Origin of the sequence: Paenibacillus sp. FSL M7-0896 (assembly GCF_037975415.1) — a bacterium.
Lineage (GTDB): Bacteria > Bacillota > Bacilli > Paenibacillales > Paenibacillaceae > Paenibacillus_AQ > Paenibacillus_AQ silagei.
Genome location: NZ_CP150250.1, coordinates 4,496,709 through 4,515,966, shown reverse-complemented (window position 1 = coordinate 4,515,966; position 19,258 = coordinate 4,496,709). Strand labels below are relative to the sequence as shown.

The 19,258-nt window shown below is 53.6% G+C and carries 20 protein-coding genes; 16 read left to right on the top strand and 4 right to left on the bottom strand.

Annotation, left to right across the window (positions count from 1 at the left end; translation table 11 throughout):
- The first annotated feature begins 4 nt into the window (after positions 1 to 4).
- The 16 genes from ribE (at position 5) to glpK (ending at position 15,427) form a co-directional block, all read left to right on the top strand.
- Positions 5 to 472, top strand: coding sequence for a 6,7-dimethyl-8-ribityllumazine synthase (gene ribE / locus MKY12_RS19580; protein ID WP_036727378.1), 468 nt, complete (start codon positions 5 to 7; stop codon positions 470 to 472).
- A 133-nt stretch (positions 473 to 605) separates the two neighbouring features.
- The gene (locus MKY12_RS19575) at positions 606 to 1,397 is read left to right on the top strand and encodes a segregation/condensation protein A (protein ID WP_076079148.1); all 792 of its coding nucleotides are present in this window, start codon (positions 606 to 608) and stop codon (positions 1,395 to 1,397) included.
- Positions 1,366 to 1,962: an SMC-Scp complex subunit ScpB gene (scpB, locus tag MKY12_RS19570; RefSeq protein WP_036727407.1), complete on the top strand. Its 597-nt coding sequence runs from the start codon at positions 1,366 to 1,368 to the stop codon at positions 1,960 to 1,962. The genes MKY12_RS19575 and scpB overlap by 32 nt, the downstream gene beginning before the upstream one ends.
- Before the next feature lie 176 nt (positions 1,963 to 2,138).
- Positions 2,139 to 2,837 (top strand): DUF2953 domain-containing protein, encoded by a 699-nt coding sequence (locus tag MKY12_RS19565; protein WP_339310412.1) that lies wholly within the window; start codon positions 2,139 to 2,141, stop codon positions 2,835 to 2,837.
- Positions 2,838 to 2,917: 80 nt separating this feature from the next.
- Complete coding sequence (gene ytfJ / locus MKY12_RS19560) at positions 2,918 to 3,412, top strand: GerW family sporulation protein (protein WP_036727374.1); 495 nt, start codon at positions 2,918 to 2,920, stop codon at positions 3,410 to 3,412.
- A gap of 166 nt (positions 3,413 to 3,578) precedes the next feature.
- Entirely contained in the window at positions 3,579 to 4,862 is a 1,284-nt protein-coding gene (locus tag MKY12_RS19555) for a D-alanyl-D-alanine carboxypeptidase family protein (RefSeq protein WP_339310410.1), read from the top strand.
- 49 nt (positions 4,863 to 4,911) lie between these two features.
- Positions 4,912 to 5,583 (top strand): nucleoside recognition domain-containing protein, encoded by a 672-nt coding sequence (locus tag MKY12_RS19550; protein WP_339310409.1) that lies wholly within the window; start codon positions 4,912 to 4,914, stop codon positions 5,581 to 5,583.
- A gap of 6 nt (positions 5,584 to 5,589) precedes the next feature.
- Positions 5,590 to 6,123 (top strand): spore maturation protein, encoded by a 534-nt coding sequence (locus MKY12_RS19545; protein ID WP_339310407.1) that lies wholly within the window; start codon positions 5,590 to 5,592, stop codon positions 6,121 to 6,123.
- 737 nt (positions 6,124 to 6,860) lie between these two features.
- Complete coding sequence (locus tag MKY12_RS19540) at positions 6,861 to 7,205, top strand: hypothetical protein (protein ID WP_036727370.1); 345 nt, start codon at positions 6,861 to 6,863, stop codon at positions 7,203 to 7,205.
- 20 nt (positions 7,206 to 7,225) lie between these two features.
- Entirely contained in the window at positions 7,226 to 7,984 is a 759-nt protein-coding gene (locus tag MKY12_RS19535; protein WP_036727368.1) for a pseudouridine synthase, read from the top strand.
- A 112-nt stretch (positions 7,985 to 8,096) separates the two neighbouring features.
- Positions 8,097 to 8,621 (top strand): thiol-disulfide oxidoreductase ResA, encoded by a 525-nt coding sequence (gene resA / locus MKY12_RS19530; protein ID WP_339310405.1) that lies wholly within the window; start codon positions 8,097 to 8,099, stop codon positions 8,619 to 8,621.
- Positions 8,618 to 10,306: a cytochrome c biogenesis protein ResB gene (locus MKY12_RS19525; protein ID WP_339310403.1), complete on the top strand. Its 1,689-nt coding sequence runs from the start codon at positions 8,618 to 8,620 to the stop codon at positions 10,304 to 10,306. The genes resA and MKY12_RS19525 overlap by 4 nt, the downstream gene beginning before the upstream one ends.
- Positions 10,303 to 11,565, top strand: a complete 1,263-nt coding sequence (gene ccsA, locus MKY12_RS19520; RefSeq protein ID WP_209870053.1) for a cytochrome c biogenesis protein CcsA — start codon at positions 10,303 to 10,305, stop codon at positions 11,563 to 11,565. The genes MKY12_RS19525 and ccsA overlap by 4 nt, the downstream gene beginning before the upstream one ends.
- A gap of 78 nt (positions 11,566 to 11,643) precedes the next feature.
- Complete coding sequence (locus MKY12_RS19515) at positions 11,644 to 12,360, top strand: response regulator transcription factor (protein WP_036727360.1); 717 nt, start codon at positions 11,644 to 11,646, stop codon at positions 12,358 to 12,360.
- Positions 12,361 to 13,800, top strand: coding sequence for an ATP-binding protein (locus tag MKY12_RS19510; protein WP_036727358.1), 1,440 nt, complete (start codon positions 12,361 to 12,363; stop codon positions 13,798 to 13,800).
- A gap of 121 nt (positions 13,801 to 13,921) precedes the next feature.
- Positions 13,922 to 15,427, top strand: a complete 1,506-nt coding sequence (gene glpK, locus MKY12_RS19505) for a glycerol kinase GlpK (RefSeq protein ID WP_339249379.1) — start codon at positions 13,922 to 13,924, stop codon at positions 15,425 to 15,427.
- Between the two features lie 92 nt (positions 15,428 to 15,519).
- Here the strand turns inward: glpK and MKY12_RS19500 are convergent, their stop codons facing one another.
- The 4 genes from MKY12_RS19500 to MKY12_RS19485 all read right to left on the bottom strand — a co-directional run bounded on the left by MKY12_RS19500 (position 15,520) and on the right by MKY12_RS19485 (position 19,228).
- A complete protein-coding gene (locus MKY12_RS19500) occupies positions 15,520 to 16,512 on the bottom strand; it encodes a 3-oxoacyl-[acyl-carrier-protein] synthase III C-terminal domain-containing protein (protein WP_036727354.1) in 993 nt (330 codons plus the stop codon).
- 139 nt (positions 16,513 to 16,651) lie between these two features.
- Positions 16,652 to 17,002 (bottom strand): hypothetical protein, encoded by a 351-nt coding sequence (locus MKY12_RS19495; RefSeq protein WP_036727352.1) that lies wholly within the window; start codon positions 17,000 to 17,002, stop codon positions 16,652 to 16,654.
- A 151-nt stretch (positions 17,003 to 17,153) separates the two neighbouring features.
- Positions 17,154 to 17,534: a carboxymuconolactone decarboxylase family protein gene (locus MKY12_RS19490; RefSeq protein ID WP_051478169.1), complete on the bottom strand. Its 381-nt coding sequence runs from the start codon at positions 17,532 to 17,534 to the stop codon at positions 17,154 to 17,156.
- A gap of 50 nt (positions 17,535 to 17,584) precedes the next feature.
- Positions 17,585 to 19,228: a thiamine pyrophosphate-binding protein gene (locus tag MKY12_RS19485; protein ID WP_339249374.1), complete on the bottom strand. Its 1,644-nt coding sequence runs from the start codon at positions 19,226 to 19,228 to the stop codon at positions 17,585 to 17,587.
- Positions 19,229 to 19,258 lie beyond the last annotated feature (30 nt).

Below are 19,258 nucleotides of genomic sequence, written 5' to 3'. Positions count from 1 at the left end.
TAGCATGCCGAATTATTTTGAGGGACATTTAGTATCTGAGGGCTTGAAATATGGGGTTGTCGTAGGACGTTTCAATGAGTTCATTACCAGCAAGCTGCTCTCCGGGGCACTCGATGCCTTCAAGCGTCATGGAGTCGCCGATGATGAAGTGGATGTGGCCTGGGTACCGGGCGTATTCGAAATTCCGCTGATCGCCCAAAAAATGGCCGAAAGCGGCAAATATGACGCCGTTATCACGCTGGGTACAGTCATTCGCGGATCTACAACACACTATGATTATGTGTGCAACGAGGTGGCCAAGGGCGTAGCGGCGATTAATCTTAAGACGGGTGTTCCGACTATTTTTGGTGTGGTTACGACGGAGAATATTGAACAGGCCATTGAGCGCTCGGGGACCAAAGCCGGCAATAAAGGCTGGGATGCAGCGACTGCCGCGATCGAAATGGCTAACCTGAATAAGCTGTTCAAATAATACACCTCTTGACGAAATAGCGTAAATCGTGCTTATTTATAAGTATGAGAAGAAAGCATGAATATAGATCTTTCTACTTGTGTAGCGTCCTTGCGGCGCTGCACTTTACTTTTTTTGGGCGGGAGGAAACCGCGTGACTGTATTGTACAAGCTGGAGACGTTCGAAGGTCCGCTCGATCTGCTCTTGCATCTGATTGACAAGGCGGAAATCGACATCCAGGACATTCCGGTCAGCGAGATCACCGAGCAGTATATGGAATTCCTACAGGGAATGAAGGAGCTGGAGCTGGATATCACGAGTGAATTTCTGGTGATGGCTGCCACTCTCCTGTCGATTAAGAGCAAAATGCTGCTGCCGAAGCCGCCCGTCATTGAAATCGAGGATTTCGATTATTATGAGGATGACGGCTATGATCCGCGCGCGGAGCTGGTGCAGCGACTGATTGAATACCGTAAGTTCAAGAGCATCGCGGTGCAGCTGCTGGATATGGAGAGCGAGCGCAGCCTGATTTTTACGAAGGAGCCTGAGGATCTGGGCCCCTTCGTCCCTGCACAGACGGATAATACACTGAAGGGTCTGCATACCGCCGATCTGATCGCTGCGTTCCGCAAGGCGCTAAGCAAGGCTGCCCGGCGCACCTCGTACCAGCGGATTACCCGGGATGAGATCTCGGTAAAAGATCGTATCCGTGATGTATCCGAAGCGCTTCAGCGCAAAGGGATCGGCGGCAGAATGCGCTTCTCTTCCCTGCTGCATGAGGAGATGGACCGGCATGAGATTGTGACCACCTTCCTGGCCATCCTGGAGCTGATGAAGATGAAGGCCATTTACTGCTACCAGGAGAAATTATTTGAGGATATTGTGATGGAGTGGAGAGGAGGAGAGGATGTCAGTGGACTACAACACGCTGAAATCAATTATTGAAGGCCTGCTGTTTCTCTCAGGGGATGAAGGTCTGTCGGTCCGGCAGATTGCCGAGATTACCGAGCAGCGGCCTGATCTGGCTACAAGAGCGCTGGATGACTTAAGAGAGGATTACCACTCGCAGAGCCGTGGCCTTCAGGTGGTCCAGATTGCCGGGAATTACCGGCTGGCGACACTCCCGGAGCATGCGCAGTATTTCGAACGTCTGGCGTATTCGCCCTCCAGGTCGTCCCTGTCCCAGGCGGCGCTGGAGACACTTGCCATTGTGGCTTACCGCCAGCCGATCACGAGAGTGGAGATTGAGGAGATCCGGGGCGTCAAATCCGAACGGGCCATCCACACGCTGGGCAACAAGGATCTGATCCACGAGGTGGGCCGGGCGGAGGCTGTCGGGCGTCCGATTCTGTATGGCACGACCAAGTCCTTCCTGGACAGCTTCGGGCTGGCCAGCCTGAAGGAGCTGCCGGAGCCGTCGAGCTTCGATACCTCGGAGGGCCTGGAAGAGGAGACCCAGCTGCTGTTCAGCAAGCTGGACAGCCAGATGACCTTCGATGAGGTAGAATAACCGCAGCGGATTGCCGCTGTTCTTGAGATGCCGTTGTCCCTTCGGGGACAGCGGCATTTTTTTTCATAAAAAATGGAGAAGTTTGCGAAATCACCGAATGTTATCCAGCCGTAATTGCCATACTAATCCAGAGGCTCCATGTTTATTATTCTAAAGTCTGCTTGGAGGTTAACCGTGTGACGTTATGGCTGGCAATACCCTTAATCCTGCTGCTGCTCGTAGTTCTGCTGTTCCTGCTGGTTCTGGCGTCATCGATTCATTTTCACTTTCGTGTCCGCAGGCTGGGTAAGGATGACCGCATCGAATTCGACATCAAAGCTGTATATGGCCTCGTTAAATTTCATTATGAGGTGCCTGCGCTGGTCTTCCAGAGCCTTGAACAAGGTATTAAGCTCAAGGTGGAGACAAGCGGAATCGCACCAGTGAAGCTGGATAGCGAGAAGGAAGGGCAGGTCGATAAAGAATCTGTGACGCAATGGCTAAAGGATGTACGCACTGCGTTACATGCCACCCGCGGTCTGAAAAAATGGCTTAAAGATACCCTGTCACATATTCAGATCACCAAGCTGGACTGGTCCACGGACTTCTCTCTGGGGGAGGCTGCAACGACTGCCACGGCGGTGGGGGCCTTATGGGGACTGAAGTGGACGATGATTGGCGTACTCTCCCGCATGGTCAGACTGGTGCATAAGCCGGGAATATTTGTGGCACCTGTCTTCCGGGATCAGCCGTCTTTTGCAACGGAAGCCGTCTGCAGCGGCAAGCTGTCCGCCGGATATGCGCTCTATGCGGGGCTTCTCCTGCTGCGGCGTGTGTCGAAGGTGGAAGGCGGTCTAGGCCGGTGGAAGAGATTGCTCAGCCGTGAACGTTCCTAAATAATCTACATACTCCAATCTATAGTGGGCAAGATAAATACTGCAGGTACATTTATATACACACGAGGAGGAGACAAACAATGTCAGATCATCCGATTCAAGGTCTCATGCAGACCGCAATGGAAAATATTAAAGGCATGGTTGATGTAAATACAATTGTAGGAGATCCGGTTGAAACGCCCGATGGCACCGTCATTCTGCCGATTAGCAAGGTGACGTTCGGCTTCGCAGCCGGCGGTAGTGATTTCAGGGTGGAGGATGATGGTCCGGGCGTGAACAGCAGCGGGTCCGGTGTCAAAATGCTACCCTTCGGGGGCGGCAGCGGGGGCGGCGTGTCTATTCGTCCAATCGCTTTTCTGGTCGTTGGCAGGGAAGGGGTACATATTGTGCCGCTGGATAATCAGACCCATCTGTTCGAGAAAATTATTGATGCCACGCCTAACCTGCTCGACAAAATTCAGAATATGTTCCAGCCCGGCATGGTTCCCGAAGCTTCAGATATTCCCGGTTCCAAGGTAACCAAAACCGTTGTGGAGACCGGGACCGGCTCGTCTGACCATTCGTCAACACATTAGGATACAGGGAAATGACAAATTAGCAGGGATATCACCTTAGCGGGTGGTATCCCTTTTTTGCCGGATGCTGGAGGATAGGACATACCTGCCCCATGCCCCGCATACACTTGTACAACCAGGCAAGACTGATGAACCGTTGCGTAAGGAACGGATAAGAAGCCGGAGGATGAACATGAAGACACTAACCCGAAAATCTATGCTGTCCTTACTGTTGTGTGTGCTGCTGCTTGCGCTGGTGCCGCTGTCTGCTGTCCGGGCGGAGAACCTTTCGATCTCCACGCATGCGAGGGCGGCGGCGCTGATTGATGTGACATCCGGAAGAATTCTGTACAGCAGCCGCGGGGATGAGCCGATGCTGATTGCCAGTCTGACCAAAATTATGACCGCCCTTGTGGCGATAGAGAACGGCGACATAACGTCGAAGGTCAAGGTCGGCAAAAATGCTTTTGCCAAGGAGGGCTCCTCCCTGTACCTGAAGCTGGGCGAGGAAATGACGCTGAAGGATATGCTGTATGGGCTGATGCTGCGCTCCGGCAACGATGCGGCAACTGCAATTGCCGAGCATGTCGGCGGTTCGGAGCAGGGGTTCGTCTACCTGATGAACGCCAAGGCGCAGGAGCTGAATTTGAAAAATACGCATTTTGCCAATCCGCATGGATTAGATGCAGAAGGCCACTTTTCCAGCGCGAATGATCTGGCCGTATTGACCGCATATGCGATGCATAACCCGGTATTCAAGGAGATCGTAGCTACCAAAGAGAAGACGGCGGACAATCCCTATGAGAAATGGGACTATAAATGGAGCAACAAAAATAAGATGCTGCGCCTCTACGAAGGAGCGGACGGGGTGAAGACGGGGTATACCAAAAAAGCGCTGCGCTGCCTGGTTAGCTCCGCTACAAGGGACGGGCAGCAACTCGTGGCGGTTACGCTGAACGACGGCAATGACTGGAACGACCATGCCTCACTGCTGGACTTCGGCTTCAACCATTATCCTCTGAAGACGCTGGTCGGGCGGGGCGAGGCCGTCAAAGGCTACAGTCTGGTGACCGGCAAGGCCTTCGCATATCCGCTTGGTCAGGGGGAGGAAGCAAGGCTCGTCAACAAGCTGGTGCTTAGTGCAGCTCCGCAGGCCTCTGCGGGTGGCAATGCTGCGGGAACGGGGAGTACAGCTGCAGGCTCCAGTGTAAGTGCAGGTGCGGGCAGGGCAAGCGCGAATGCCAACGGGAGTGAGGGCGATGTTAACTTCGGGCTCAGGGGTGTGATTATTTTGCAGCTGGGAGATAAGGAGATCGGGCGGGTACCGGTGTACACGCCTGGCCAGCTCCCGCCGGAGACCTCACCGTATGAGAAAAAATATAACGCTGCGAGTGCCTCCGCCTATCCGGCGGGCAACTGGCTGCAGGCCTTCGGCAGTGCGCTGCGGGCGTTGTTCCGCACGGGGGAATAACGGGTAGATAGACAAACAGTATTCAGAATGAACCGGGGGAGGGGTAGGTATGTTAAATGGAATCTGGCTCGGAATGATCCTGATCGGATTTTGCTTTGCGGCAGTTAACGGACGGATGAACGAGTTCACGGCCGCCGTATTCGATGGCGCGAAGAGCGGGGTGACCGTCAGCTTCGGGCTGATCAGTGTGCTGGTGTTCTGGCTGGGCATTATGCGGATTGCGGAGGATGCCGACCTGCTGAAAAAAATCTCCAAAGTGCTGGGTCCCGTAGTCTCCTTTCTGTTCCCGGATGTGCCCAAAGGGCATCCCGCGATCGGCTACATTCTCTCCAATATGAGCGCCAACCTGCTGGGTCTTGGGAATGCGGCCACTCCGATGGGCATCAAGGCGATGCAGGAGCTGCAGACGCTGAACCCGGATAAGGAGACCGCAACGCCGGCCATGTGTACGCTGCTTGCGCTGAACACTGCCAGCATCACTCTAATTCCGGCGACTCTGATCGCGATCCGGCTGAATTACGGATCGGCGGACCCGGCGGCCATCGTCGGGACCACCCTGGCGGCGACGGCAGTGGCTACCCTGGCGGCGATTGCTGCGGACAGGCTGTTCCGCCGCCTCACCCTGCTCCGCAGGCCGCCCGGACCGCCGCCGGTCCTGAACGCCGGTACCGGCCCGGCAAACGGGAGCGGGGCGCTCCCACATTCTTCGGTGAAAGGGTGACCGTCCGTGTTACAACTGATCAGTCTGATCTCTGCCTGGGCGATTCCGGTCATGGTTACCTTTATTCCGCTGTATGCCTTCACGCGCAAGGTTCCAGTCTATGAATCTTTCGTGGAGGGGGCGAAGGACGGCTTCGGTACCGCCATTGCCATTATCCCCCATCTGGTCGGCATGCTGGTGGCGATCAGTGTGTTCCGCGCGTCCGGTGCGCTGGACTTCCTGATGGGCTTTGTAAGCCCTCTGATGGAGGGACTGGGTATTCCGTCAGAGGTGCTTCCACTCGTTCTCCTGCGCCCGCTGACGGGCACTGGATCACTCGCCTATACTACAGACCTGATCCGCGTCCACGGCCCGGACTCTCTCATCGGTATGATCGCTTCTACTATACAGGGCAGCACAGACACCACTCTGTATGTGCTGACTGTCTATTTCGGCGCTGTAGGCATCCGTAACGGCCGCTATGCCTTGAAGGTGGGCCTGTTCTCGGACGTCGTCGGCTTCATTGCTGCGATTGCTGTTTGTCTGCTGGTGTTTGGGTAGCGGGGCGCGAGTGGAGGAGATAGATTGATAGATAGATGGATTTTCTCCACTTGCTGCTAGGCGAATAAGCATCATGGAGACAGCAGTTGGAAAAATGCTGCTTAATTAAACGTATTCTCGCCAAAGTAGTGAAATTAAACAAATTAAATGCCCTTTTTCCATTTGCTTCAGACAATTTCCCCGAAACTCATAAATTACGATACGTTTTTCCAATTGTTTGCCTTCAGGAGATTCCAACAAAAGTCGGCCAGATGAGCGAATGAAGGGTATTAATGCACCTGATTATTCCAGGCAGACCCCCAGAACCCAAGGCGGGTCCTAGAAGGTTGAAGATCCCAAGCGCTGCCCCGCAGCCGGTGGTGGTGGTGTGGTGGTCCCCAAGCGCTGCCCCGCAGCCGCTTGCCGCTTGCCCTACAGTCCTCACCCCCTTCCGGGAGGTGAGGACTGTTTTTTATTAGGTTTGCCCCTGCGTTGATGGAGTAACGGAGAGGAATTTTGGAACTGTAGGAGCGCTAGCGTCCGCCTTTAAAGTTGGATTTCTACTGCCGCAGGGCAGTCTAATCAAAGAAATCCAACTTTAACAGCGGCCGGAAGACCAAACATTCCCCGGAGTTACGATTAGTCAACGCTTTTATTCTCTTCGGCCCCGCTCCCCAAACATTTTAACAAACAGTCCTCACCGCCCGCCCCCCCACTTCATATGCTATTTCAGCAATACGGAGGGAGGACGACAAAGGGTGGACTACAAAGGCTTTATTCTGCATCATTCCCGCTGTCCGTCTATTAACGGCAAAGGCTTCGACTTCTGGGTCGGGCTGAACGGCTCGGTCTATGCGGCGCCGCTGCTGACAGACCCGGAGCATATTCATATTTGCCTCGAAGGCAACTACGGGGAGGCGGAGCAGCTGCCCCAGCTGCCGGAGCGCCAGCAGCAGCTGTTTGCGGCGGGGAAGCTTATACTGGAGCTGTCCGGGCGCTATGAAATGTCGCCGCTTACGGTGGAGCCGCATAGTGAAACTTGCCCCGGAGCATTTTTTCCATGGAATGATCTTGTGATTTATGCCTCCGATGGTTATCATTAACCTGAGGTGAGTAGTCGAAAATGGAAAGATTACAGAAAATATTGGCGCAAGCAGGTGTTGCGTCCAGACGCAAATGTGAAGAAATGATTTTGGCCGGTAAAGTGGAAGTCAACGGGGAACTCGTAACTACGCTTGGCACAAAGGCGGACCCCGCAACCGATATTATTAAAGTCTCGGGCAGACTGATCCGGGGCGAGAATAAAATCTATATTATGTTCAACAAGCCCAAAGGTGTAATTACAAGCGCCTCGGATGACAAGGGCCGCAAGGTAGTAACGGATTACCTGAAAGGAATCACAGAGCGCGTATACCCTGTAGGCCGCTTGGACTACGATACGGAAGGGCTGCTGCTGCTGACGAATGACGGTGAGTTTGCCAACCTGCTCACGCATCCGAAGCATCATGTGCCGAAGACGTATCTGGCTACGGTCAAGGGTGTGCCGCATGGTACAGCGCTGGACAAGCTGAAAGCCGGCATTAAGCTGGAAGACGGCATGACCGCTCCAGCGGAAGTCGAATACAAGGATATTGATGAAGCCAATAAAGAAGCGGTAATCAGCATCACCATCCATGAAGGCCGGAACCGCCAGGTCCGGCGGATGTTCGAGGCGGTGTCGCATCCGGTTATCCGTCTGAAGCGGATTTCCTTCGGGGATATCCTGCTCCAGAATCTCAAGCGCGGCTCTTACCGCCATTTGACCAAGGATGAGATCAATCATCTGCAGCAAATTGCCAAAGCGGGAATGCTTCGGGATAATCAGACACGCAAAGACACATAAAGTTCACAATTTCCCCTCCTAAAACTGTGACAATATTCGTTATAATGTTCATAGGATGTTCACACCTTACAACTAAAGTAATGAGTTGCGTCACAGAAGGGGGTACCCCTGTATGGGCAAAGCCAGGAAGCCAATCCAAATCGTGATACTATTTCTAATTGTTCTGCTTGGGGGTTATGCCATCAGCTCCTCTGTGTTCGGGGGAGACGGCAAGCCTCAAGAAGGCGGGAAAGCGCCAAATTTTGAATTGCTTGGGCTGGACGGTGCGACCCATACGCTGGAGGAATTCAGAGGGAAGTCGGTTGTACTGAACTTCTGGGGATCCTGGTGCGCACCATGCGTGAAGGAAATGCCTGCCCTCCAGGCACAGTGGGAGAAATGGAAGGACCAGGGTGTCGTGGTCTTGGGCGTGAATGTGGGCGAGGATCAGATGACGGTGGACAATTTCGTGAAGCTCGTGGATATTGATTTTCCGGTTGTAATGGATAAGGGACGCGACGCGGTCCGCAGCTACGGGGTCTCCCCGCTGCCCACTACCTTCTTCATTAATACGAAGGGCAGGGTGGACAGCATTCATATCGGCCAGCTGGATCTGAGCTCGCTTGACGAGCAAATCGGGAAGCTGGTGGGACCATGAGTAAGCATGAGCCGCTGATCAGCAACACCAAATGCGAATGCGGTCACCAGAATCCTGTAGGAACGGTACTCTGTGAAGCCTGCGGCAAGCCGCTGGATGAGAAGGAAGAGAACGCTTCGGGGAACCTGGAGATGCGCTACGACGGGGTGGCCCGCCGTTCACAAAAGGTAAGTCCGGGAGTGATCGACAAGGTCTGGAACTTTTTTTCCTCCGTCAAAATAGCCATCTACCTGATTGTGCTGACGCTGCTGGGTGCGATGCTAGGTACGATATTTCCGCAAGAGAGCACCTTTCTGAATATTGACGCTTCAACCTATTATGAACAAACGTATGGAACAGCCGGGAATATATATTATAGACTCGGCCTTTCGCATACCTATGAATCCTGGTGGTTCGTGACACTGCTGGTTATGATCGGAGCTTCTCTGGTCATCTGCAGCCTGGACCGCGTGCTTCCGCTCTACAAGGCACTAACCCGGCAGAAGATCCGCAAGCACCGCCAGTTCCTTACCCGTCAAAAGCTTACGCTGAATACAGAGGTGGAGGGGGAGCCGGAGGAATGGGTGGCACGGATCGTTCAGCCGCTTAAGAAGAAAGGATACCGCGTGCGGACGGAGGGCGGCGCTTTACTGGCCGAGAAACACCGTTTCAGCCGCTGGGGACCTTATGTAATACATATCGGCCTGATTATATTTTTGCTTGCTGTGCTTGCCAGGGGATTGCCGGGTCTGAATATGGATCAGCATCTTGCCTTCCCGCAGGGAGAGACCGTAAAGATACCGGACACCAGCATGTACCTGAAGAACGAGAAATTCACGGTAGAATTCTATAGTGAAGAAGAGATGCCCGAGGAATTCCGGGGCAAGAAGGTTCTCCCTAAGCTCTATGAGACGAAGGCGGTTCTATATGAATGTACGGCAGACTGCAGCGATCCCTCCAAGGAGCCTCAGCTTGCGGAAGTGGCCAGGCACGACATTCAGGTGAATTCTCCGCTAAGCTACCAAGGAATGAAAGCGTATCAGTTTGACTATGATCTTACGCCTGTGCTGCGTTCCGTGCAGCCTGATCTTGTGAATGCTTCAACCGGCGAGAGCTACGGCAAGTTCAGACTGGATATGAAGAATCCGCAGCGCAGCTTCAAGGCGGGACCGTACACGCTTGAACTGAAGGAGAAATATATGGATTTCGGATTGAATGAGGAAGGCCGTCCGGTCTCCACCTCCCCTTATCCGAACGCTCCGGCGTTTCTCTTCCTGATCCGTGGTCCGGATCTGCCGGCAGAGGGGCAGCAATATTTCTATTTCCCGAAGCAGGTGGACAAGGAGCGCTTCCAACAGGAGGCCATCAACGACAAGCTTGGAGGCGGCACCCGGTTTCTGGAGCTTGAGGTCGGCAGTATGACGGATGTGGATTTCTCGGAATCCACCACCTATCTCAATATACGTGTGGACCGGGCGATGCCGTTCGTCTGGATTGGGGCGGCTATTGTCATGCTGGGGCTGATTCTCGGCTTCTATTGGCAGCACAGACGCATCTGGCTGATCGTTGAGGGCGGACAGCTGGTGCTTGGAGGCCATACGAACAAGAACTGGTTCGGCTTCCGCCGTGAGCTCGTTTCTATTCTGGAGCAGGTAGACATGACAGTCGATGACAAATCATTGGACAACGGAGGAGGCATGGCATGAGCTTGCTCGATTTCAGCAGTGACGTCTTTATAGCCGCATTTTTCTTGTACAGCGGTGCCTTCATGTTGTTCACCATTGCCATTATGGGCCGCAAGTGGTCAGGCAGGAAGCCGGAGGAGCATACGGCACGGTGGGGCCGGATCGCTTTTATCACCTCCTCACTCGGGCTGCTCTGCCATCTGGCTTACTTCATTACCCGCTGGATGGGGGCCGGTCATATTCCGGTAAGTAACATGTATGAGTTCATGACTTTCCTATCCATGATGGTGATGGTGGCTTTTACGGTGATCTTCGCCATTTACCGCAAGATGATTCTTGGGGTATTCGCGGTTCCAATCTCCATTGTGGTGATGGCCTATGCTGCGGTATTTCCGCAGGAAGTGCAGCCGCTCATTCCTTCGCTCAAATCGATCTATCTGAATATTCATGTCACGCTCGCTGCCCTCGGAGAATCCTTCTTCGCGGTTGGCTTTGCCGCCGGGCTGATGTATCTGCTGCGGACAGTGAAGTTTGACAGCAAGGAACGCAGTGACCGCAAGCAGCAGCGGCTGGTCGAATTTACTCTGTTCTCGATCATTGTTATAATTGGGTTTCTTGGATCTGTATTTGCCTTCCGCGGTGCGGGCTATGAATCTGTTTTTGTCCGTTCGAACGTTACGATTGACAGCCCCGGGCAGGAAGATAGTACAATAGAGAAAGTGAGTTATAAAATGCCGCCGATTGTGGCACCGTACCATAGCGAAATTGAGAGCTTCCAGCCGTTTCTTGGGCTTCAGAAGCCTTTGTTTCAAGCACCATCCTGGATGAATGGCGTCAATGCAGGGCGCAAGTTCAACACTGTGATCTGGTCACTGCTGTCCGGACTGCTCCTGTATGGGCTTCTTCGGCTGGCCGTGCGTAAGCCGCTAGGGAAGGCTCTTCATCCGGTACTTGATGGAATTGACGAGAATGACCTGGATGAGATTACCTACAGGGCAATCGCCATCGGGTTTCCGATTTTCACACTGGGGGCTTTGATTTTTGCAATGATATGGGCCGAGGTGGCTTGGGGCAGATTTTGGGGGTGGGACCCCAAGGAAGTCTGGGCTCTCGTCACCTGGCTGTTCTACAGTGCGTATCTCCATTTGCGGCTGGCCCGCGGCTGGCAGGGACGCAAATCCGCTTGGCTCGCTGTACTCGGCTTTCTAATCGTAATGTTTACCCTGGTCGGCGTTAACCTGGTTATCGCCGGACTTCATTCATATGCGGGAACGGACTGATAAGCTCAGGCTTCTTTCGGGCATGCGTATGATCCAGGGTGACGTTCTACTGTAATTGATGAAGGGGTTGTTGTGTAAATGGCTGAGCACTTGAATAGAATTCTGGTGGTGGATGACGAAGAACGTATCCGCCGCCTGCTCAAAATGTATCTTGAAAAAGAAGGCTACGAGATTGATGAGGCGGAGGACGGGGAAATCGCCCTGCGCAAAGCAACCGCCAATGACTACGGTCTGATTCTGCTGGATGTGATGCTGCCGGGTATTGACGGGATTGAAGTGCTGACCCGGCTAAGAGGGGTGAAGTCCACACCGGTCCTGATGCTTACCGCTAAGGGTGAGGAGATTAACCGGGTGCAGGGCTTTGAGATGGGGGCAGACGATTATGTCGTCAAGCCGTTCAGTCCGCGCGAGGTGATCTACCGGGTCAAGGCGATCATGCGCCGTTCTTCAGCAACGGCATTTTTGTCCAAAGAGAGTAATTCAAGCAACAATATCGTGTTCCCGTTCCTGATTATTGAGCATGATGCACACCGCGTAAGCGCAGGGGGCCAAGAGGTAAGTCTGACGCCCAAGGAATACGAGCTGCTGCATTATCTGGCCATCTCACCGGACAAGGTGTTCTCACGTGAGGAGCTGCTGAAGGATGTATGGAATTATGAGTTCTTCGGAGATCTGCGCACCGTGGATACCCATGTCAAGCGACTGCGTGAAAAACTGAATAAGGTATCCCCGGAATCGGCAGCGATGATTACAACGGTATGGGGAGTAGGCTATAAGCTAGAGGTGCCTAAATAAGTGAACTTCTGGAGAAGCCTTGTCGGTAAGCTGTGGATCACGATCATCTTTCTGGTTGCTGTCGTGCTCATTACACTCGGGCTGTTCCTGCTGCCTTACATCGACAGTAATTTCACCAATTCCGGGGCAATCAAGCGCTTGTTCATGTATACATGCATGATCGGGTTCTCTTTGACCACCTTCTTTGCCCTGTTCCTGTTCACGAAGATCACCCAGCCGATGCAGCAGGTTATTGAGGCAGCGAATGACATCCGCCGCGGCGAGTATGGAACAAGACTGACCCTGGTCACAAGCGATGAGATCGGCCAGCTCGCCACATCGTTTAACCACATGGCGGAAGAGCTGGAAGAGAATATACGCAGTCTGAATAATGAAAAAGGGCATTTATCCAGTGTTCTGCGAAGCATGAGCGATGCGGTAATCACCTTCGATATCGAAGGCCGGATCATCCTCACCAATCCGCATGGCCAGACCCTCCTCGAAACCTGGAGTGATCTTGCCTGGGAGGAAGAAGAGGATAACGGCTTACTTCCGAAGGCCTCCGCTTCCAGTGAGGTGCCGCCGCCGCTGCGTCCGCTGTTCTTCAGCACCCTTGAGGGCGGGGGCGATCAACGCTCCAATGTCCATGTCCGGCAGGGGGTATGGTCGGTGCACATGGCACCGCTCTATTCCGAAGATCATCTGCGCGGAGCTGTTGCCGTGCTGCGGGATGTGACCGAAGAGGTACGTCTGGAGAAGATGCGGCGTGATTTCGTGGCCAATGTATCCCATGAGATCCGCACCCCGCTATCCATGATGCAGGGGTACAGTGAAGCACTACTAGACGGAATGGCTTCCTCTCCGGAGGAGAGCAGTGAGCTGGTTCAGGTCATTCATGATGAATCCTTGCGTATGGGCCGTCTGGTGAAGGATCTGCTGGACCTGGCGCGCATGGAAGCAGGACATACGGATATGCTGAAGGCCAGGGTGGATGTAGGAGAATTGCTGGAGCGGGTATACCGCAAGTTCTCCGTCAGAGCCAAGGAGCGGGATATCATGCTGGAGCTTAAGAAGCCTGAACAGGAACTGCTGCTGGCGGCAGCCGATGAAGACAAGCTGGAGCAGGTGCTGACCAATCTGCTGGATAATGCCTTCCGGCACACTCCGGCGGACCGGAGAATCTCTATTCTGGCAGGCACAGTAGTGCTGGAGGGCAGGAGTCTGGTGGAGATCGCGATCAGAGACCAGGGGGCAGGCATTAACCCCGAGGATCTGCCGTTTATCTTCGAACGCTTCTACAAAGCGGATAAAGCCCGCTTGCGCGGGGAGACGGGCGGTACCGGGCTTGGTCTTGCTATTGTGAAGAATATCGTCGAATCGCATCACGGCAGCATTTATGCCTCCAGCAAGCTGGGAGAAGGCACCACATTTACCCTGCGGCTTCCTGTCGAAAAACAGTAAACCAAGACCATGCATGACAGCGCCTCTGAGAGCAGAGGTGCTTTTTGTTGAAATCACCACATTAATATTGTTCATCGTGAAACATATATTTCAAGCTAAGGCTTGCAGGAGGCTGGGCATTATGATCTTATCCTTGGACCAAGGTACTACCAGCTCACGGGCAATTCTCTTTGATACAGAGGCGGAAGTGATCTCGCAGGGGCAATATGAGATCCGGCAATCCTTTCCCCGCCCGGGCTGGGTGGAGCATGACCCGGAGCAGATCTGGGAGAGCCAGCTTGCCGCAGCCAGAGATGCCATTGCAGCAAGCTCTGTACCGGCTGATCACATCACGGCTATCGGCATTACCAACCAGCGGGAGACTGCACTTATCTGGGATAAAATTACAGGTGAACCGATCTATCCGGCAATTGTCTGGCAGGACCGGCGGACAGCAGACCAATGTGAGGAGCTGAAGTCACGCGGGATGGCCGGAGTCATTGCGGACAAGACGGGGCTTGTCATCGATGCGTATTTCTCGGCGACCAAGCTGGCATGGATTCTGGATCATGTACCGGGAGCAAGAGAGCGTGCAGGCAAGGGAGAGCTCCTGGCGGGAACGATAGACACCTGGCTGATCTGGAAGCTGACCGGGGGTGCGGTACACGCTACAGACGTTACTAATGCTTCAAGAACGATGATGTATAACCTGCATGAGCGCCAGTGGGATGAAGAGCTGATGGACACGCTGCGTATTCCGTCGTCGATTTTGCCGGAGGTGAGGATGTCGGGCGGTGATTTCGGTGTCTGTGATCAGCAGTGGTTCGGTCTGGAGATTCCTATCCGGTCGGTGCTGGGGGACCAGCAGGCAGCGCTCTTTGGTCATACCTGTCTGGAGGCAGGCAGTGCCAAGAACACCTATGGGACAGGCTGCTTCATCCTTATGAATACAGGCACTGAAGCTGTGGCATCCAGTCATGGCCTATTGACCACGGTAGCCTGGGGCATGGGCGATGAGCTCTATTATGCACTGGAAGGCAGTGTCTTCGTGGCTGGAGCGGCTGTGCAGTGGCTGCAGGAGGGGCTGGGGCTAATTGTCGCGCCCGCCGACTCGGAAGAGAAGGCCAGCGAGGTGGACGAGAGTGAGGGGGTTGTGGTAGTGCCAGCCTTTACCGGCCTGGGTGCGCCTTACTGGGATATGTATGCGCGGGGCGCCATATTCGGCTTGACGCGTGGCACCACCTCCGCACATCTGGTACGGGCGACGCTGGAATCACTGGCCTTCCAGTCCCGCGATGTCATCGACGCGATGCAGAAGGATGCCGGCATGCCGCTCACCGGCCTGAGGGTAGACGGCGGTGCGGTGCGCAACAATCTGCTGATGCAGTTCCAGGCCGATATTCTGGGCAGCGAAGTGACACGTACAACCTACGCGGAGACTACAGCACTTGGCGCTGCGCTGCTAGCCGGACTAACCTCCGGGGTATGGACCCGTGAGCAGCTGGAGAGCTTCAATACGGCCGAGAAGGTTTTCTCGCCGCAGATGGAGCCGGAGGAGCGGGAACGCAGATACGGTGCCTGGCAGGATGCTGTATCGCGCACGATGGGCTGGGAGAAGCATGAGGGCAAGCACGAAGGCAGACTTTAGAGCGGAGTAGAGGCATTAAGAACAGAAACGGCCCGCAGGCAGAAACTCTGCTGCGGGCCGTTTTTTACTCTGGAACAGAATGAACAGTAAGATTAGTACTCCATTACAAATGCGACATTCTGCCATCCGGCGCCCACGGTCCAGAACAGAACTTTGTCTCCGCGTTCCAGCTGCCCGGTAGTGACGGCTCTGTGAAGGGCAATGAACGGGCTGCTGGTCGAGGTATAGCCGAACTCATCGCCTATGTAGACTGCGGCCTCAGGGTTAATACCGGTTTTGCCGGAGACGGCCTGGATGTTCGGAAGAGACAGCTGTGAGAAGCAGGCAGCCTTGACCGATTCAGGGGCAATCCCGTTGTTGCTCAGCAGAGTGTTGATTGATTCGGAAGCGGCATCCACACAGATGGAATCATCGAATGGAATGAACTTCACATTGAACTCTCCTGCAGCAACACCGGTGCGTCCGAGCTTAGCCAGGCCTTCTGCCGGGAACAGAGAGTTGCCGTACACACAGGTGTCTGTCTGATAGATAGAGTCAATGAAACCGACCGAATGCTCATCGCGCTCCAGAATGACAGCGGCAGCGGCATCACCGAAGTTCGCGTAATATACCGGATCATTTTTGTCCGCATGAGGTGCCACGTAATCGGAGCCGATGACCAGGGCGCGGCGGATTCTCGGGTTCGCCATCATCTGGCGGCTGACCTGCTCAACCGAGGCGGTCATTCCGGCACAGTTGGCATTGCTGTCAATACAGATGGTATGCGAAGCCCCGTTAATCAGTCGGTGAATCATCAATGAGTTCGTAGGAAATATATATTCAGGGGTCTGGCTTGCATAAGCGATCAGGTCAATGTCAGGGCCGGTAAGACCGGTTTTCTCCAGAACATTACTTGCGGCTTCAAAAGCCATTGTCAGGGAATTCTCATCCGGGCTGTCGATGCTGTAGCGGTTTTCACGGCCCAGAGTAGCCAGCAGTCCACGGATATCAATACCTTTGTCATCAAAATGCTGAATGAAGAAGTCATTGCCGATTCTTTTGTCTGGATGGTAGATATCAATGTCCTTAATGCGAATCCCCGCCATAGTACAGACCTCCTAAAGTTTTGTTAGCTATACTTCTCACAAATCTGCTTCTTACAAAACTCTCTTCCAGCATTAGCAGCCGGTTTAATGAATGAACATGTGCGTTTCAAGCGGCTGATTTAGGTTTAAATTGTATTTATTAAGCTTGTACGGTTGAAGTGATCTCCAGATTCTCAAGTCCTGCTTTGCGGCCCAGGCGTGCCAGCTGCATTTTGAGGATCGGGTTATTTTCCAGGGTAAGACTCACTTTCTGGAAGCCGTCAGCCTTGAACATGATGAAGCAGCCTTCAAGCAGCGGTACAACATCAGGAGCGGTTACATTCAGCTTGCGGCAGTCGATCTCTAGTGCATATTCAGCAGGGCTGATCGGGTTAATAGTCTGCTGGTAAGCCTGTATAGATTTGAGCCCGTCCTCGTTAGAGAAGGTTCCCTCCAGCTCAATATTGATTACTTTCTTCGCAGTATCTGTCTTCAAAATAAATTGTCCCATGTTGATCTCTCCCTAAGTGTAATTTCCAATACCTCCAAAACGTTATTCCTGCGACTCTATTCGACAAAACCGCAATTCGATTTGGGATATTTTGCCTTCATTATAACCAGATCATACTGAAACGTGCAATCAAAAGTCGAAATTTGTAGATTTATGAAGATTTTTCTTTGATCTCCTCCAGGGTATCCAGCAGCACATTAAAGGCCGAAATCACCCGGGGGGCACCGACGCAAGGGGTCAGATGCAGCAGCACGCCCTTGATCTGCTCGACGGTCATGCCAACGCGGAGCGCCATTACATAATGAACCCCCAGCTGTTCATATTGTCCCATCGTAATCAGCGACGAGATCACCGCGATCTCCTTCCAGTCAGAGCCAATCGTGGTCCGCTGAAAAATATCGCCATAGGCATTGCCCATGATATATTCGGCTAATTCCGGAAAATGCTCTTTGATCGGAGCCAGGGCCTTGGCCCCATAATCTCCTGAGAGATCAGTGAAATGATCGAGTCCGCTGTTCATGTTCTTGTTCACGATATGTCCTCCTGATAGTAGGTTAGAAAAGGTGTGCGGATACGGCTTCCTTACGTAAGATCCAGAGTGCGGTGGGCCGTAGGAGGCATTTCATCACGGTCAGTCAGCAGCTCAATGACAACAGCCTTGTTAAGTGCCACAGCTTCGCGGATTGCGGCAGCGAACTCCTCCTGCGTCTCACAGCGGAAGCCGGCTGCACCCAGCGATTCGGCGAATTTCACGGCATCCATCGGAACCTCGAAGATCGTACCGTCAATCCGGCCGGTCGTTTTCTCCATACCCTTAAGCGCCATATCCAGCTGCTTATTGTTCACCACAATGAAAATCACCGGAATGTCCTTGCAAACGGCTGTGTTTATTTCAGTTCCGAGCATCATAAAACAGCCGTCACCGGTAATGCAGAAGACAGTCTCTCCGGGAGAAGCCGTCTTGGCACCGATCGCCATGCCAATTGAATTGCCCATGCAAGCAAAGTAGGCATCGAATATGAAGCTGCCGGGCCTGCGGACATTGAACCATTTCACAGCATTGAACCCGTGGCTGCCGTCATCTACAAACACGCTGCTGTTGTAAGGAATCAGGTCGCTCATCGTGCTCATTACCGAAGCCAGAGAGAGCCCCGCCAGCACGGGCAACTCGTCATTGTAAGCATTGGAGATTGTGATTTCATGCTTGGTGACCGTAGAGGGGTCCAGCTTCTGAAGATACAGTGCCAGGTTGTCCCTTAAGTCCCCGCCGACAGCGATGGTGGATGAGGACAGTATTTTGCCGACAAAGGTTGGATCTACATCGAACTGGATCAGCTGCGGCGGATGATTCTCCGGCTTCAGGTTGCAGATGGTCATGTCGCTCAGGCGGGAGCCCAGAACAATGAACAGGTCGCTGTTGTTCAGCAATTCATCGCCGTGCGAGGAGCCGCCAACGCCGACAGGACCGTGGTAGAGCGGGTGATCATAAGCTATTGCACCTTTGCCGCCTGGAGAGGTGACTACAGGAATGTTGAAGGTTTCGGCCAGCTGAACCAGTTCCTGATGGGCACCTGAGCGGTTGACGCCTTTACCGGCAATGATCAGGGGCCTAGCGGATTGATTAATCGCCGAGATGACCCGGTCATAGTTCTGATAACTGACTAGTCCCTCGCGTTCCGGCAGAACAATCCGGCATTCCGCGAGCCGCTCTGTCTGCACATCAAACGGAATGCAGAGATGGACCGGACCTTTTTGGTCACCCAGGGCGATGGATAGGGCATGGTTGAAAATCGTGCTGAAGTGATCGCCGCGTTCAACGAGCTTGCTGAAGAGGGTGGCCGGCCGGAACATATCCGCCAAATCAGCCAGGTAGGAAGTGGAATCCTGACATTGGGGAATGCCCAGCTCCTTGATGGACTGATGTCCGGTGATGAAGAGGACGGGAAGATTATTGGCCTTGGCATGCGCTGCTGCGGTGAGCAGATTCGTTCCCCCAGGACCGGAGGTGCCGAAGGCTACCCCGAGACTGCCGGTCTTCAGAGCATAACCGCCGGCGGCGAAGCCGGAGCTGGATTCGTGCCGGCCGGGGATGAACTCTATACCGTAGTCAACCATTTTCAAAGCGATGGGGCAAATAGACTTGCCTATGATTCCAAAAGAATGAGTGACTCCCAGATTGTGTAATGCTTCCGCCATATAATCTGCAACTGTCTTCAGAACATCCACCCCGCAAGTTGTTATTTGTATACGTCAGCA